This window comes from Acidovorax sp. FHTAMBA (genome assembly GCF_038958875.1).
Taxonomy (GTDB): Bacteria; Pseudomonadota; Gammaproteobacteria; order Burkholderiales; family Burkholderiaceae_C; genus Acidovorax.
Map to the genome: position 1 here is coordinate 2,120,736 of NZ_CP152407.1, position 15,155 is coordinate 2,135,890.

Below are 15,155 nucleotides of genomic sequence, written 5' to 3' on the forward strand. Positions count from 1 at the left end.
GTGAAAATAGGGCTCTAGCGCTTGTCAGTAAAGCGCAGGTAGCTATCATTTTTGAAGAGGCGTCTGTTTCGCGGTGCCGGGACCGCGCAGCACCCGCCTAGCTGCGGCCGTCAGGGCCCTCCTGCTGGGCAAGCGCTTCCAGCTGGTCCTGCTGGTACACCACGATGTTGCGCTGGTGAATGCCGATGATGCCTTCGCGCTCCATCCACTTGAGCTCCACGTTGATGCGTTGGCGGGAGCCACCGAGCAACTGGGCCAGCTCGTCCTGCACCAGCGACAGCCCGATGGGGCCGCGCTGGCCTGGCACGGCAGCGCGTTCGCCAAAGCGGCGCAGCACGTGCAGCAGCTGTTTGGCCAGCCGCGCGCGCAGGGGCAGCGTGGCCATGTCTTCCATCATCCAGTACAGGTAACGCATCCGCCGTGCCTGAAGGGTGAGCAGGGCTTCCCCGAATTCAGGGTGCTGGCGCAGCAGCTGGCGGAACACGCCCTCCGCCACGCTCAGCACCGTGGTGGGTCCATGGGCATGCGCGTCGTAGGTGTTCGGGCCGCGGTGCAGCACTTCGGCCTCGCCCACCCAGATGCCTGGCTCCACGTAGGCAAGCGTTACCTGTTTGCCCGATGGGGTGGTACGCCGGAACCTTATCGCGCCGCTGGCGCAGCTGAACCAGTCTTGCGCCAGCTCACCCTGCTCCACGATGAGCTGGCCGTGTGTGTAGCGGGTGACCCGGCCCAGCCGGAAGATGTCGTGCCGCAGCGAGGGCGTGAGCGCGGCAAACCAGCGTCCACGGTTGATCGCTTCGCGCTCCTGCGGGCTCAGAAAGGGCCGCTGCGGACTGCGGTCCGTCTCGTGGTCAGGAGGCTCGGGGCTAGGGTTGGGGGGCATGGTCGGGCGCTCTCAGGGGCCTTCGCACCATGCAGCTGCAGCAATGTGCGTCAGGGCAGGGCGGGCAGGGCTGCGAGTTTACCCAAGCGGCCGTCACGGCGGTACTCGCCCGTGATCAGTGGCTCGGGCCCGGGGGCGGCGTGTGCGTCATGAGCCGGTCAGTGAGTGCAATGGCCAGCGCGCTCAGCAGGAACACCACGTGGATGATGGTTTGCCACATCAGAACCTTGAGGTCGTAGTTGGCAGCGTTGATAAAGGTCTTGAGCAGGTGGATCGAGCTGATGCCAATGATGGCGGTGGCCAGCTTGACCTTGAGCACCGACGCATTCACGTGGCTCAGCCATTCGGGCTGGTCGGGGTGGTCTTCCAGGTGCAGACGCGAGACGAAGGTTTCGTAGCCGCCCACGATCACCATGATCAGCAGGTTGGAGATCATCACCACGTCGATCAGCGCCAGCACCACCAGCATGATGATGGTCTCGTTGAGCGAGGTCACCTCGAAATCGCTCTTGTAGCCGATGCTGGACACCAGCAGCTTGAGCGCATCGGTGTTGCCAAAGGCCGCCTCGATCAGGTGCACCAGCTCTACCCAGAAGTGGAAGACGTACACCGCCTGCGCCAGAATCAGGCCCAGGTACAGGGGCAGTTGCAGCCATCGGCTGGCAAAAATCAACGAGGGCAGTGGGCGCATGGGGGAGGGGGTGGCGGGGTTTTTGGGAAGTGACATGAAATGGGGGGGAGGGGCTGCTGGGACGCGCGATTTTAGGCGCCCGGCCTGGCAACCCCTGGAGCCTTGTGCATTCCCCGTGGCGGCGGTCCCGTATTCTGTAAGCTTCGTGCCAGTCAGTGGCTTGTAAGTGCTGCGTCCGACAGTACCGCCCAATTCCAATTCCATCAGACCCAGGAGACAACACCATGAGTGCGCCATCATCTGCGATCGAATCCGTACTGGTTGAGAACCGCGTGTTCCCGCCTTCCGATGCGGTCGTCAAGGCCGCCCGCGTGTCCGGCATGGCGGGCTACGAGGCGCTGTGTGCCGAGGCCGACAAGGACTTCGAGGGCTTCTGGGCACGCCTGGCGCGCGAAAACGTGCAGTGGACCAAGCCCTTCACGCGCACGCTGGATGAGTCCAACGCGCCGTTCTACCAGTGGTTTGCCGATGGCGAGCTCAACGCTTCTGCCAACTGCCTGGACCGCCATATCGGCACGCCCACCGAGAACAAGACCGCCATCATCTTCGAGGCGGACGACGGCGCTGTCACACGGATCACCTACAAGGAGCTGCTGGCGCGCGTGAGCCAGTTTGCCAACGCGCTCAAGGCCCACGGGGTGGGCAAGGGTGATCGGGTGCTGATCTACATGCCCATGACCATCGAAGGCGTAGTGGCCATGCAGGCCTGTGCCCGCATCGGCGCCACGCACAGCGTGGTGTTTGGCGGCTTCAGTGCCAAAGCGGTGCACGAGCGCATCATCGATGCCGGTGCCGTGGCCGTGATCACCGCCAACTACCAGATGCGAGGCGGCAAGGAGCTTCCGCTCAAGGCCATCATCGATGAAGCCCTGGCGACCGGCGGCTGTGACACCCTGCGCCACGTGTTCGTATATGAACGCACGCCCACGGCCTGCAACATGGTCGCGGGGCGCGACAAGACCTTCACCGAGGCCCTCGCAGGCCAGAGCACCGACTGCCCTCCCGTGGCCGTGGGGGCAGAGCACCCGCTGTTCATCCTGTACACCAGCGGCTCTACCGGCAAGCCCAAGGGCGTGCAGCACAGCACGGGCGGCTATCTGCTGTGGGCCAAGCTCACGATGGACTGGACGTTTGACCTGCGCCCTGACGACGTTTTCTGGTGCACGGCCGACATTGGCTGGATCACTGGCCACACCTACGTGGCCTATGGCCCCCTGGCCGCGGGTGCCACGCAGATCGTGTTTGAAGGCATCCCCACCTTCCCGAATGCGGGCCGTTTCTGGCAGATGATCGAGAAGCACAAGTGCACGATCTTCTACACCGCACCGACGGCCATCCGCTCGCTCATCAAGGCTGCCGAGGCCGACGCGGCAGTGCACCCGGCGCGCTCCGACCTGTCGAGCCTGCGCATTCTGGGCAGCGTGGGCGAGCCCATCAACCCCGAAGCCTGGATGTGGTACCACCGGAACGTGGGCGGCGAGCGCTGCCCCATCGTGGACACCTTCTGGCAGACTGAAACGGGCGGCCATGTGATCACCCCGCTGCCGGGCGCCACCCCCCTGGTCCCTGGCAGCTGCACGCTACCGCTGCCCGGTATTACCGCCGCCATCGTGGATGAAACCGGTAATGACGTCGCCCATGGCGCGGGCGGCATCCTGGTCATCAAGCGGCCGTGGCCCAGCATGATCCGGACCATCTGGAACGACCCCGAGCGCTTCAAGAAGAGTTACTTCCCCGAAGAGCTCAGGGGCTACTACCTGGCCGGCGACGGGGCCGTGCGCAGCGCCGACCGGGGCTATTTCCGCATCACCGGCCGCATTGACGATGTGCTCAACGTGTCGGGCCATCGCATGGGCACGATGGAGATCGAGTCTGCCCTGGTCTCCAAGACCGACCTCGTGGCCGAAGCCGCCGTGGTGGGGCGTCCGGACGATGTGACGGGCGAAGCCATCTGTGCGTTCGTGGTGCTCAAGCGCTCCCGCCCCACCGGGGAAGAAGCCAAGCAGATTGCCAACGAACTGCGCAACTGGGTGGCCAAGGAAATCGGCCCCATCGCCAAACCCAAGGACATCCGTTTCGGCGACAACCTGCCCAAGACCCGCAGCGGCAAGATCATGCGTCGGCTGTTGCGCAGCATCGCCAAGGGCGAGGCCATCACACAGGACACCAGCACGCTGGAGAATCCGGCCATTCTGGACCAGTTGTCCAAGCCCAACTGAGCGGGCCAGCCCCCACCCTCGCGCTGGCCGCGAGGTGGGGGCAACCGGGCGGTAGCTCCAGCGGTCATCCTGTAGGACAGGGACTGAAATCGCGGCGCATTGGCCTTAGCCCGGCGCCCTGTGCGGTACAACCCTGCATGCGCCCGCTTGCAGAATGTTCTGCCTGTGGGTTTCCACAGGAGAATTTTCATGCATCTGCGTTCCATCGTCCTGCTGCTGACAGTCGTCGCCATCGCCGCGCTTGCAGCACTCAACTGGGCTACGCTGGCAACTCCATCGACCGTGTCTCTGGGCGTGGTGGTATTTGAAGCGCCACTGGGGCTCATCATGCTGGCCCTCACCACGCTGCTAGGGGTGTTTTTCATCGCTTATGTGCTTGCGCTCCAGGGCTCGGTGCTGATGGAAACGCGCCGGCACACGAAAGAGCTGCAGGCCCAACGCGAACTTGCCGACAAGGCGGAAGCCTCGCGTTTTACCGAGTTGCGTGCGTTTCTGGATGCGCAGCACCAACAGGCGCACGCCACGGTGCTGGCGCGGCTGGATGAGCTGGAGGCGCACCTGGCTGCCCGTGCCACAGAGTCTGACAATGCCACCGCCGCGTATGTGGGCCAGCTGGAGCACCAGCTGCGCACGCGCAGCATGGACGCTTCACCAGAGCTTCGCCGGGTTTGACGCCAGCCTGCGGGATCAGAAGCAGACAGCAAATCTGGCGGCATAAACGCAAATGGCCGCGTCACTGTATGTGGCGCGGCCATTGACCAATCGGCCCGCCCACCAGGGCGGAAGGCGTGGGATTACTTGTGGGTCATCACCCAGGCTGCAAGCTTCTTCGCATCGGCGTCGTTCACCTGGGCGTTGGCAGGCATCGGCACGGGCCCCCACACACCAGAACCGCCCTTGATGATCTTTGCAGCCAGCTTGTCCACAGCGTCTTTCTGGCCCGCGTACTTGGCCGCCACATCCTTGTAGGAGGGGCCCACCAACTTCTTATCCACTGCGTGGCATGCCATGCAGTTTTTCGACGTTGCCAGCGCCATGTCGGCCATGGCGGGTGCCGCAACCGACAGCGTCATGGCAAGGGTGATCAGGGTACGCTTCATGGTGGGATTTCCTGTGGTTGGGTTACAGTTCTTCAATGGGATTGTAGTGTCTTGGGTTGACACGGGATTGCGCGGGGTCAACCAGGTTTTTCGGCTTTTTCAGGAGATCGCGATGTACCTGCTGGGTCTTTCATTGGTGTTGCTTGCGCTGAAGTATTTCGAGATCGGTCCTGTGGCCGCCTGGTCCTGGTGGTGGGTGCTGGCGCCGTTTGGGCTTACGGTCTTATGGTGGGCCTGGGCTGATTCCACGGGATATACGAAACGTAAAGCTGTGGAAAAGATGGAGCAGCGCAAGCAGGACCGCATCAACAAGAACAAGGAAGCTCTGGGCATCCGCCCGCGCAAGCCGCGCTAGGCGCCTGACGCCTTTGGCAAGCGGCAGCCGTCTGTCCCGGCTGGCCGCTCATCATAAAAAATGCCCGGTGTGCCTTACACACCGGGCATTTGTATTGTTGGCAATGCTTAATAAGCGTCCAGCACCGCGCCCTTGCTCGCGCTGGAGGCATTGAACGCAAACTTGGCCTGCACGCCGCGGGTGTAGCGGGGCGCCGGAGCCGTCCACGCGGCGCGGCGCTTGGCAATTTCTTCCTCGCTCACGTTGAGCTCCAGCAGCAGCTGGCGCGCATCGATGGTGATGCTGTCGCCTTCGTTGACGAAGGCAATCGTGCCGCCGGCCGCCGCTTCAGGCGCCACGTGGCCTACCACCATGCCCCAGGTGCCGCCGGAGAACCGGCCGTCGGTGATCAGGCCCACGCTCTCGCCCAGGCCCGCGCCGATCAGCGCGCCGGTGGGGGCCAGCATTTCGGGCATGCCCGGGCCGCCCTTGGGGCCCAGGTAGCGCAGCACCATCACATCGCCGGCCTTGATCTTGCCGTCCAGGATGGCCTGCAGGGCCGACTGCTCGTCGTCGAACACGCGGGCAGGGCCGGTGATGACCGGGTTCTTCAGTCCTGTGATCTTGGCCACGGCACCCTCGGGGCTCAGGTTTCCCTTCAGGATGGCCAGGTGGCCCTGCGCGTACATGGGCTTGTCGATCGGGCGGATCACGTCCTGGTCGGCGCGCGGCTCGTCCGGCACGTCCCTCAGCACTTCGGCAACCGTCTTGCCAGAGATGGTGATGCAGTCGCCGTGCAGCAGGCCGGCATTGAGCAAGATCTTCATCACCTGCGGGATGCCGCCCGCGCGGTGCAGATCCACGGCCAGGTATTTGCCGCTGGGCTTGAGGTCGCACAGCACGGGGGTCTTCACGCGCACGCGCTCGAAGTCGTCGATGCTCCACTCCACGCCCGCTGCATGTGCAATGGCCAGGAAGTGCAGCACCGCGTTGGTCGAGCCGCCCGTGGCCATGATGACGGCCACGGCGTTCTCGATGGATTTGCGCGTCACGATGTCGCGCGGCTTCAGATCCATCTTGATCGCCTCGATCAGCACCTTGGCCGATTCCTTGGCCGAGTTCATCTTCTCGTCGTGCGGGTTGGCCATGGTGGACGAATACGGCAGGCTGATGCCCAGTGCCTCGAAAGCGCTGGACATGGTGTTAGCGGTGTACATGCCGCCGCACGAGCCGGTGCCGGGGATGGCGCGTTTTTCGATCTCCTTGAGGTCAAAGTCGCTGAGCTTGCCGGCGGCGTTCTCCCCCACGGCCTCGAACACGCTCACGATGTTCAGGTCCTTGCCCTGGTAGCTGCCGGGCAGGATGGTGCCGCCATACACGTAGATGGCGGGCACGTTGGCGCGCAGCATGCCCATCAGGCCGCCCGGCATGTTCTTGTCGCAGCCGCCCACCACCAGCACCCCGTCCATCCACTGGCCGCCCACGCAGGTCTCGATGCAGTCGCTGATCACCTCACGGCTCACCAGGCTGTATTTCATGCCTTCGGTGCCCATGGCCATGCCGTCGCTGATGGTGGGCGTGCCGAACACCTGGGCGTTGCCGCCGGCTTCTTCAATGCCTTCAATGGCAGCATCGGCCAGCTTCTGCAGGCCGCTGTTGCAGGGGGTGATGGTGCTGTGGCCATTGGCCACGCCCACCATGGGTTTCACGAAGTCGCCTTCCTCGTAGCCCATGGCGTAGTACATGGAGCGGTTGGGCGCGCGCGACTTGCCTTGCGTGATGTTGGCGCTGCGGCGGTTGATGGGCTGGATCGGGATGACTTTGTTGTCTGCCATGGTGTGTTTTCCTTCGTGGAGCGAATCTTGTGGGTGGGGAAACTTTTCGCAGCCGCGAGTATGCGGCGATTGGTGGGCGTCATCCAATCCATTTGTACAGGGCGATTAATATGTACGGCATATGAAAGAGCCATTCATTGATATGCGTTTGTGGCGGCAGTTTGCCGCAGTGGCCCAGGAACTGCACTTTGGCCGGGCGGCGCAGCGCTTGCACATGACACAACCGCCGCTCACCCAGGCCATTGCCGGGCTGGAGCGCACGCTGGGCCTTCAGCTGTTCGACCGCACCAAACGCAGCGTGCAGCTGACCCCCGCCGGTGCAGCCCTGTTGCCGCAGGTGCTGGATCTGCTCGAACGCGCCCAGGCGCTCCCTGCGCAGGCACGCGCGGCGGCGGCGGGCGAGGTGGGGCGGCTGCGTCTGGCCTTTGTCTCTACGGTGGGTTTCGGCCTGCTGCCGCAATGGGTGCGTGCCTTCCGGGCCCAGTGGCCCGGGGTACGGCTGGAGCTGATCGAGGCGACGGGCGATGTGCAACTGCAGGCGCTGGCGCGGGGGGAGATTGATGCCGGGCTGCTGTTGCACACGCCCGGCGGCGCGCCACCGGCGCTGCAAAGCCTGTGCGTGGCGCAAGAGCCGCTGGTACTCGCGCTGCCCGAACACCACGCGATGGCGCACCGGCCCACCTTGTGTTTCTCCGATCTGCAGCAGGAGCCCCTGGTGATTTTTCCCCGCCCCATCCTGCCGTCGCTGTACGACGCCATCGTGGCGCTGTATCACGCGGCAGGGCAGGAGCCACAGGTGGCGCAAGAGGCCATCCAGATGCAGACCATCGTCAATCTGGTGTCGGCCGACCTGGGGCTGGCCTGGGTGCCTGCCAGCGTGCGGCAGTTTCAACGGCCGGGCGTCGTCTACCGCGAACTGGACGGCAAGTCGGCACCGGTGCCGGTCTGTGAAACCAGCTTGGTCTGGGGCGCCGCCGTGCCGCCCGCACTGGCACGGTGGATCGACTTTGTGGCCCAGGAGGTGCAGGCCAGCGCCCTGAAAGCGTAGGGCTTGCTTCGCGTGCACAATCGCCCCCATGCTGACCTATCCCCACATCGACCCCGTTGCCCTGCAGATCGGCCCGCTGGCCATCCACTGGTATGGCCTGACCTACCTCGCGGCCTTTGGCCTGTTCATGCTGCTGGGCATCCGGCGCCTGCGGCACGAGCCATTTGCCTCCATCACCGGGCCCGGCGCGTGGTCGCGCAAGGATGTGGAAGACATTCTCTTTCTGGGTGTGGCGGGTGTGGTGATTGGCGGGCGTCTGGGCTACTGCCTGTTCTACAAACCTGCGTATTACCTCAGCCATCCGCTGGAGATTTTTGCCGTATGGCAAGGGGGAATGGCCTTTCACGGCGGCCTGCTGGGCGTGATCGTGGCCATGTTGTGGTTCGCACATTCGCGCAAGCGCCCCTGGCTGCAGGTGGCCGACTTTGTGGCGCCCTGCGTGCCCACGGGTCTCGCCGCGGGCCGGGTGGGCAATTTCATCAATGGCGAGCTGTGGGGCCGTTTTGCCAGCCCGGACCTGCCCTGGGGCATGGTGTTTGCGCACAGTGGGTCCATGCAGCCGCGCCACCCGTCGCAGGTCTACCAGTTTCTGCTGGAAGGGCTGCTGCTGTTCATTTTGCTGTGGCTGTATGCGCGCAAGGAGCGTCGCCAGGGTCAGGTGGCCGCAGCGTTCCTGATGGGCTACGGCGTGTTCCGCTTCATCGCCGAGTATTTCCGTGAACCCGACAGCTTCCTGGGGCTGCTGTCGCTGGGCATGAGCATGGGGCAATGGCTGTGCCTGCCGATGATTGCCGCGGGCGTGGCCCTGTGGGTGTGGGCCCAGCGCCAGCCTGTGGCTAAGAAAATTTGATAAAAATGGCCTCTAGCGCATACTGGATAAGCGCTGGCAGCTATAAAAAATGTAGTTAATTGCGGTGATGGGCAGCGGTGGGCCTCAGCGGCAATGGGGGCACCCGCGGGAGAAACGGCATCACACCGTCGGCGGGAGCGACGTCTTGGGCTCACATTCCTTGTTGCGGCGCTGCATCAAGTGAGCCCCTTGTGCGGGTTCCCGTGGTCGGATGCGGGTTTGTTTGCTTGTAATTTTTCATAATTATGAGAAATTACGTGGCATCAGAGGCCTGCACCCACTTTGCATACCGTTAGCGGTGTGTTGGATGCCAAAGACGACCACTCCGGTCGCGGCCTTTGCGCTATGGAGTCCACCTGTACCATGCGTCCGGTTCCCAATTCTCTGCACGACGAAGCGGCGTCACGCCTGCGCGAGCAGATTTTTGCCGGCGCGTTGCCGCCGGGCAGTTTTCTGGACGAGGCGGCCCTGTGCGAGCGGCTGGCAATTTCGCGCACACCCCTGCGTGAAGCCCTCAAGGTGCTGGTGGCAGAAGGCCTGTTGCGCCATGAGCCCCGCCGGGGCTGCTTTGTGGCCGAGATCACCGAACAGGATCTGGATGACATATTTCCCGTGATCGCCTTGCTGGAGGGCCGCGCCGCCCATGAGGCCACACGCAAGGCGGGGGCGGCCGACATCGCGGCGCTCGACGTGTTGCACCAGCGGCTGCAGCAGTTTGCAGCAGAGGGTCGCATTGCGGATTACTACGAAGCCAATTACGCCATCCACGAGGCCTTCATCACCCTGGCAGACAACCGCTGGCTGGCCCAGGTGATTGGCGATCTGCGCAAGATCCTGCGGCTGGCGCGGGCGCAGACCCTGCACGTGCCGGGCCGGTTGCAGCAAAGCCTGGCCGAACACCTGGCGGTGTTTGCCGCCCTCAAGTTGCGCGACTGCGAAACCGCCGAGCAGACCATGCGCGACCATCTTTTGCGCCAGCGTGACGCGCTGCGCGATGTAGCCCGCAACCAGCAATCGAGGTTGACACCATGATCAACAGTACCCCTGAGTGGATCGCACGCAGCGTATCGCGCCTGCGCACGGCAGCACCGCCTGCCGACAAGGTGGTGGACAAATCCGCCAAGGCTGTGCTCGACAAAACCGTGACCGATGTGGTCGCCAAGGTGGCGGTGCCGCGATCTACCCATGAGCGCCTGCAGGCCACACTGCGCCGCGGGCAGGAGGCCTTGTCGCCGCGCGCGCTGCGCCGCCTGCTGGCCGACCTGCAGGAGGTGGTGGCCCCGCAGGTGAGCGAAATCGAAGGGGGCCGCCGCGCCCAGGCCGTGGCCGAGTGGTACGCCAAGGCCGAGCCCGAAGAGCGCCGCGATATGTGGCTGTTGATGTGCGAGCAGTTTGCCCCCGATGCCACGCGCTTCAAGTCGGCCCGCCAGCGTTACGAAGCCGCAGCCGGCACGGCCGAAGAAGGCCAGGCCGAGATCAGCCTGCGCCGCGCACTGGTGTCGCCACGCACGCGGCTGCTGCAGCGGTTTTCGGTGTTTCCGCAAGGCATGCGCTTTTTGCTGGACATGCGTGCCGAGCTGCTGCCCCTGCTCAAGGCCGACAAGCGGCTGCTGGCGCTCGATGCCGAGCTGGAACACCTGTTCTCCACCTGGTTCGACGTGGCCTTCCTGGAACTGCGCTGCCTGTCGTGGGACTCGCCGGCCTCGCTGCTTGAAAAGCTCATCAAGTACGAAGCCGTGCACGACATCCGCAGCTGGGCCGACCTGAAAAACCGGCTGGACAGCGACCGCCGCTGCTACGGTTTCTTTCACCCGCGCCTGCCCAACGAGCCCTTGATTTTTGTGGAGGTGGCGCTGCTGGACAAGATGTCTGCCAGCATCACGCCGCTCCTGGACGAGGCAGCGGCGCCCGTGGACATCTCGCGGGCCACCACGGCGATCTTCTATTCGATCAGCAACACGCAGACGGGGCTGCGCGGCGTGAGCTTTGGCGATTCGCTCATCAAGCACGTGGTGGAGACCCTCACCTCCGAATTTCCCCGGCTGCGCACCTTTGCCACGCTGTCGCCGATCCCGGGTTTTCGCGCATGGCTGGGCAAACATGCCGGGGCCATGCTGGAGCGCCTGGACGACAAGCGTCGCAGCGAGCTGGGCCGGGCCGTGGGTTTTGAACCCCCGCAGGCCACCCATTTGCTTGCGGCACTCGACAAGGTCACCGACCTGGACGCCAGATCGCCTGTGCGCCAGATGTTGCTGGAGTGTGCCGCGTGGTACCTGGCGCGGGAGCTGCAAGACGGCAAACCGGTGGACCCCGTGGCCCGTTTTCACCTGGGCAACGGCGCGCGGGTGGAACGGCTGAACTGGGCCGGGGACCCGTCCAGCAAAGGGCAGAAACAATCGTACGGGCTGATGGTGAATTACCTGTATGACCTCAAGCGCATCGACAAGCACCGCAGCTTGCTCGCGCAGGGCAAGGTGCCGGTGTCGGGGGATATCGACAGCCTTTGCCGCGACTGACGACCCGGCGTGCATCGGATCTGTGGTCCTGGAGGCCACAGATCCAGCCACCAGGAAATTTTTTACAACGACGACAGGAGACAAGAGATGAAGAACGTGCGAATCCAACGCAGAGAGGTGTTGCTGGGTGCAGCGGCGGCAGGCCTGGGCCTGGCCAGCGGCTCCGGCTGGGCGCAGGGTGCGGGCTGGCCCACCAAACCGGTGAACCTGGTGGTGCCTTTCCCGGCCGGGGGCGGCACCGACGCGTTTGCCCGCCCGCTGGCGGCGCAGTTTTCCAAGGCGACCGGCAAGACACTGGTGATCGACAACCGCGGGGGTGCGGGGGGCACCGTGGGTGCCAGCTACGCCGCCAAGGCCGCACCGGACGGCTACACCCTGTTCATGGGGGCCGTGCACCATGCGATCGCCCCCTCGATGTACCCCAAGCTCGACTACGACATCGAGAAAGACTTCATCCCGCTGTACCTGCTGGCCAATGTGCCCCAGGTGGTGGTGGTCAACCCCAAGAACGTACCGGTCAGCAACTTCCAGCAGTTCATGGAGTACGTCAAGCGCAACCCCGCCAAGCTCAACTACGGCTCGGCCGGTGCGGGCACGTCGCATCACCTTGCGGGCGAGCTGTTCAAGCAGCAGACCGGCACCTTCATCACCCACATCCCCTACCGGGGCGCGGGCCCTGCGCTGCAGGATCTGATCGGCGGGCAGGTGGACATGATGTTTGATGGTCTGGGCTCATCGGCCTCGCACATCAAGGGCGGCCGCATCAAGGCGCTGATGGTGTCGGGGCCCAAGCGCAACCCGGCATTCCCGGATGTGCCTTGCGCTGCCGAGGTGGGCCTGCCCGACTACACCGTCACCACCTGGTACGGCCTGTGGGCGCCCAAGGGCACGCCGGCCGACGTGCAGGCGCGCATCGTGGAAGAAATCCGCAAGCTCGGCACCGCCGAGGAGCTCAGGACCATCTGGGCGAACAACGGCGCCGAATACGGCGGGATGACCCAGCAGCAGTTTGCAGGCATGGTCAGCAGCGAAGTCAAGCGCTGGGCGGCAGTGGTGAAGGCCTCTGGCGCAAAACTTGATTAACCCCCTGAGTCGCTTCGCGCCTTCCCCCTGAAGGGGACGCCACCCGTGGCCTGGCAGAGCCAGTTCCACGGTGGCACTGGCGATGGCGCAGCCCCAGTTGTTGCGGGCAGGGGACTTTGCAATCGTGATGGGCAACGAATATGTCGGGTGAAGTGTTGATGGATGCGGGTGAGGGCGGTGTGGTGCGTGTCACCCTGCGCCACGCCGGGCGGCTGAACGCCATGTCGCGCGCGATGTGGCGGCAGCTGCGTGCGGTGTTTGAAGGCCTCCAGCCGCGCAGCGACGTGCGCTGTGTGCTCATTGCGGGCGAGGGCGGGGCGTTCTGTGCGGGTGGCGACATTTCGGAATACCCCGGCTTCCGGTTTGACGCCACTGCCCTGCGCGACTTCCATGAGAACGATGTCTGGGGCGCCCTGAACGCCATGCTGTTGTGCGATGTACCCATCGTGGCGCAGGTCAGCGGTGCCTGCATGGGCGCGGGCGTGGAGATTGCCAGCTGCTGCGACATCCGCATCGCGGGCACGTCGGCACGCTTTGGTGCCCCCATCGCCAGGCTCGGCTTTCCCATGGCCCCGCGAGAGGCGCAACTGGTGGCAGGGGCTGTGGGCGATGTCACGGCGCGGCAGATGCTGCTGGAGGCCGCCACGTTCAACGCCGCCGAGATGCTGGCGCGCGGCTTTCTGAGCCGCGTTGTGGCGGACGACCTGGTGCCTGCGGAAGCGCAGGGCAGTGCCCAGCGCATTGCTGCACTGGCTCCCCAGGCGGCACGCATGAACAAGCAAACACTTCGGGCATTAAAAATGCCTTTAGCGCTTGATGGTAATGCGCCTAATGCTATAAAAAACATAGTATTTGAATTGCCTGACCCCTATGCCTACGCGGACAGTGCAGAGCACCGCGAGGGCATCACCGCATTCCTGGAAAAGCGCGCCCCCCTGTTTTGACGGGCGCCGCCTGCCGTTGTTGATCTGATGATCTGAATGAACCCCTCAAACCGCCCACTGCCATGAGCCAACACAATCTTTTCAGCGCACTGCGCGCAGCCTTTCCCGCCGACCTGAGCAGCACCGCCGTCGAGGCCACAGCGCCCGATGGCGCCCCGCTGCTCTACACCTGGGCCGATCTGGACCACGCCAGTGCGCGCATCGCCAACCTGCTCGCATCACTGAAGCTGCCCGAAGGCAGCCGCGTGGCCGTGCAGGTGGAAAAGTCGGTCGAAGCCATGCTGCTGTACCTGGCCACCTTGCGCGCGGGCTATGTGTTTTTGCCGCTCAACACGGCGTACCAGAGCGCCGAGATCGAGTACTTCATCGGCAATGCCGAGCCTGCGGTGGTGGTTTGCAGCCCCGGCAACTTCGGCTGGGTGTCCAAAATCGCCTTCACGCTGGGCACCCAGCATGTCTTCACGCTGGGCGACGACCGCACCGGCAGCCTGCTTGAGCGCGCCGCGCACCATGGCGACGCCCACACGCCCGAGCCCCGCAAGGCCGATGACCTGGCGGCCATCCTGTACACCAGTGGTACCACCGGCCGCAGCAAGGGCGCGATGCTCACCCACGGCAACCTGCTGTCGAATGCGCAGGTGCTCAAGGAGTATTGGGGTTGGACGGCAACCGGAGGGCCTGATGGCCGTGGGGATGTGCTGATCCACGCGCTGCCCATCTTCCACGTGCATGGCCTGTTTGTGGCCATCCATGGCGCGCTCATCAACGGCAGCAAGATGATCTGGATGGCCAAGTTCGACCCCAAGGCCGTGCTGGCTGCCATGCCGCGTGCCACCGTCTTCATGGGGGTGCCCACGCTGTATGTGCGCCTGCTGGCCGAGGCAGGGCTGAACAAGGAGGCCGCCCGCAACATGCGCCTGTTCATCGCAGGCTCCGCACCGCTCTTGATCGAGACCTTCAATGAATGGCAGCAGCGCACCGGCCACACCATTCTGGAGCGCTATGGCATGAGCGAGACCATCATGCTCACGTCCAACCCCTACGCCGCCGATGCGCGCCATGCGGGCCAGACCGAGCGGCGGGGCGCCACCGTGGGCTTTCCGCTGCCCGGCGTGGGCCTGCGTGTGGTGGACGACGCGGGCAAACCCCTGCCCGTGGGCGAGATCGGCAACATCCAGGTGCATGGCCCCAACGTGTTCAAGGGCTATTGGCGCATGCCCGAGAAGACGGCCGAAGAGTTCACCGCTGACGGCTGGTTCAAGACCGGCGATGTGGGCAAGGTGGACGAGCGCGACTACGTCAGCATCGTGGGCCGCAGCAAGGATCTCATCATCAGCGGCGGCTACAACGTCTACCCGGCCGAGATCGAGGGCTACATCAACGAGATGCCCGGCGTGGCCGAGAGCGCGCTGGTCGGCGTGCCCCACCCGGACTTTGGCGAGGTGGGCGTGGCGGTGGTGATCGCCAAACCAGGAGCACAGATCAACCCGGACTCCATCGTGGCGCAGCTCAAGTCGCAACTGGCCAACTTCAAGATTCCCAAGAAGTGCTTTGTGGTGCCCGAGCTTCCCCGCAACACCATGGGCAAGGTGCAGAAAAACCTGCTGCGTGATCAGTACAAGGATTTGTTTGCGTGAGGGGCGGGATGCCCG

General features: G+C 64.5%; 14 protein-coding genes. 10 read left to right on the forward strand and 4 right to left on the reverse strand.

Annotated features, from left to right (window positions below):
- Nucleotides 1-97 precede the first annotated feature (97 nt).
- Both AAFF19_RS09980 and AAFF19_RS09985 read right to left on the reverse strand, forming a co-directional pair.
- Complete coding sequence (locus AAFF19_RS09980) at nt 98-883, reverse strand: Crp/Fnr family transcriptional regulator (RefSeq protein WP_008906205.1); 786 nt, start codon at nt 881-883, stop codon at nt 98-100.
- 115 nt (nt 884-998) lie between these two features.
- Nucleotides 999-1,574, reverse strand: coding sequence for a TIGR00645 family protein (locus AAFF19_RS09985; RefSeq protein WP_034695101.1), 576 nt, complete (start codon nt 1,572-1,574; stop codon nt 999-1,001).
- Nucleotides 1,575-1,798: 224 nt separating this feature from the next.
- On the opposite strand from AAFF19_RS09985, the gene acs reads away from it, so the two are divergent.
- A complete protein-coding gene (gene acs / locus AAFF19_RS09990; protein ID WP_342721734.1) occupies nt 1,799-3,793 on the forward strand; it encodes an acetate--CoA ligase in 1,995 nt (664 codons plus the stop codon).
- Between the two features lie 189 nt (nt 3,794-3,982).
- Entirely contained in the window at nt 3,983-4,465 is a 483-nt protein-coding gene (locus AAFF19_RS09995) for a hypothetical protein (protein WP_008906202.1), read from the forward strand.
- A gap of 122 nt (nt 4,466-4,587) precedes the next feature.
- On the opposite strand, the gene AAFF19_RS10000 is transcribed toward AAFF19_RS09995, so the two are convergent.
- Nucleotides 4,588-4,893, reverse strand: coding sequence for a c-type cytochrome (locus tag AAFF19_RS10000; RefSeq protein WP_008906201.1), 306 nt, complete (start codon nt 4,891-4,893; stop codon nt 4,588-4,590).
- Nucleotides 4,894-5,005: 112 nt separating this feature from the next.
- Between AAFF19_RS10000 and AAFF19_RS10005 the strand changes: the two genes are divergently transcribed.
- The gene (locus AAFF19_RS10005; RefSeq protein ID WP_008906200.1) at nt 5,006-5,248 is read left to right on the forward strand and encodes a TIGR04438 family Trp-rich protein; all 243 of its coding nucleotides are present in this window, start codon (nt 5,006-5,008) and stop codon (nt 5,246-5,248) included.
- 107 nt (nt 5,249-5,355) lie between these two features.
- Here the strand turns inward: AAFF19_RS10005 and ilvD are convergent, their stop codons facing one another.
- Entirely contained in the window at nt 5,356-7,062 is a 1,707-nt protein-coding gene (gene ilvD, locus AAFF19_RS10010; protein WP_008906199.1) for a dihydroxy-acid dehydratase, read from the reverse strand.
- 121 nt (nt 7,063-7,183) lie between these two features.
- Here ilvD and AAFF19_RS10015 point away from each other — a divergent pair, with 121 nt between their 5' ends.
- From AAFF19_RS10015 to AAFF19_RS10045, 7 genes are all read left to right on the forward strand, one after another.
- A complete protein-coding gene (locus AAFF19_RS10015; protein WP_034695098.1) occupies nt 7,184-8,110 on the forward strand; it encodes a LysR family transcriptional regulator in 927 nt (308 codons plus the stop codon).
- A gap of 28 nt (nt 8,111-8,138) precedes the next feature.
- Nucleotides 8,139-8,960: a prolipoprotein diacylglyceryl transferase gene (gene lgt / locus AAFF19_RS10020; RefSeq protein WP_008906197.1), complete on the forward strand. Its 822-nt coding sequence runs from the start codon at nt 8,139-8,141 to the stop codon at nt 8,958-8,960.
- 363 nt (nt 8,961-9,323) lie between these two features.
- Nucleotides 9,324-9,992 (forward strand): GntR family transcriptional regulator, encoded by a 669-nt coding sequence (locus AAFF19_RS10025; RefSeq protein ID WP_008906196.1) that lies wholly within the window; start codon nt 9,324-9,326, stop codon nt 9,990-9,992.
- Complete coding sequence (locus AAFF19_RS10030) at nt 9,992-11,476, forward strand: malonyl-CoA decarboxylase (protein ID WP_034695134.1); 1,485 nt, start codon at nt 9,992-9,994, stop codon at nt 11,474-11,476. Before AAFF19_RS10025 ends, AAFF19_RS10030 begins: the two co-directional genes overlap by 1 nt.
- Before the next feature lie 87 nt (nt 11,477-11,563).
- Entirely contained in the window at nt 11,564-12,559 is a 996-nt protein-coding gene (locus tag AAFF19_RS10035; protein ID WP_008906194.1) for a tripartite tricarboxylate transporter substrate binding protein, read from the forward strand.
- A 140-nt stretch (nt 12,560-12,699) separates the two neighbouring features.
- Entirely contained in the window at nt 12,700-13,503 is an 804-nt protein-coding gene (locus AAFF19_RS10040) for an enoyl-CoA hydratase/isomerase family protein (RefSeq protein WP_342721735.1), read from the forward strand.
- A 62-nt stretch (nt 13,504-13,565) separates the two neighbouring features.
- Nucleotides 13,566-15,140: a malonyl-CoA synthase gene (locus AAFF19_RS10045; RefSeq protein WP_342721736.1), complete on the forward strand. Its 1,575-nt coding sequence runs from the start codon at nt 13,566-13,568 to the stop codon at nt 15,138-15,140.
- Nucleotides 15,141-15,155: the final 15 nt, after the last annotated feature.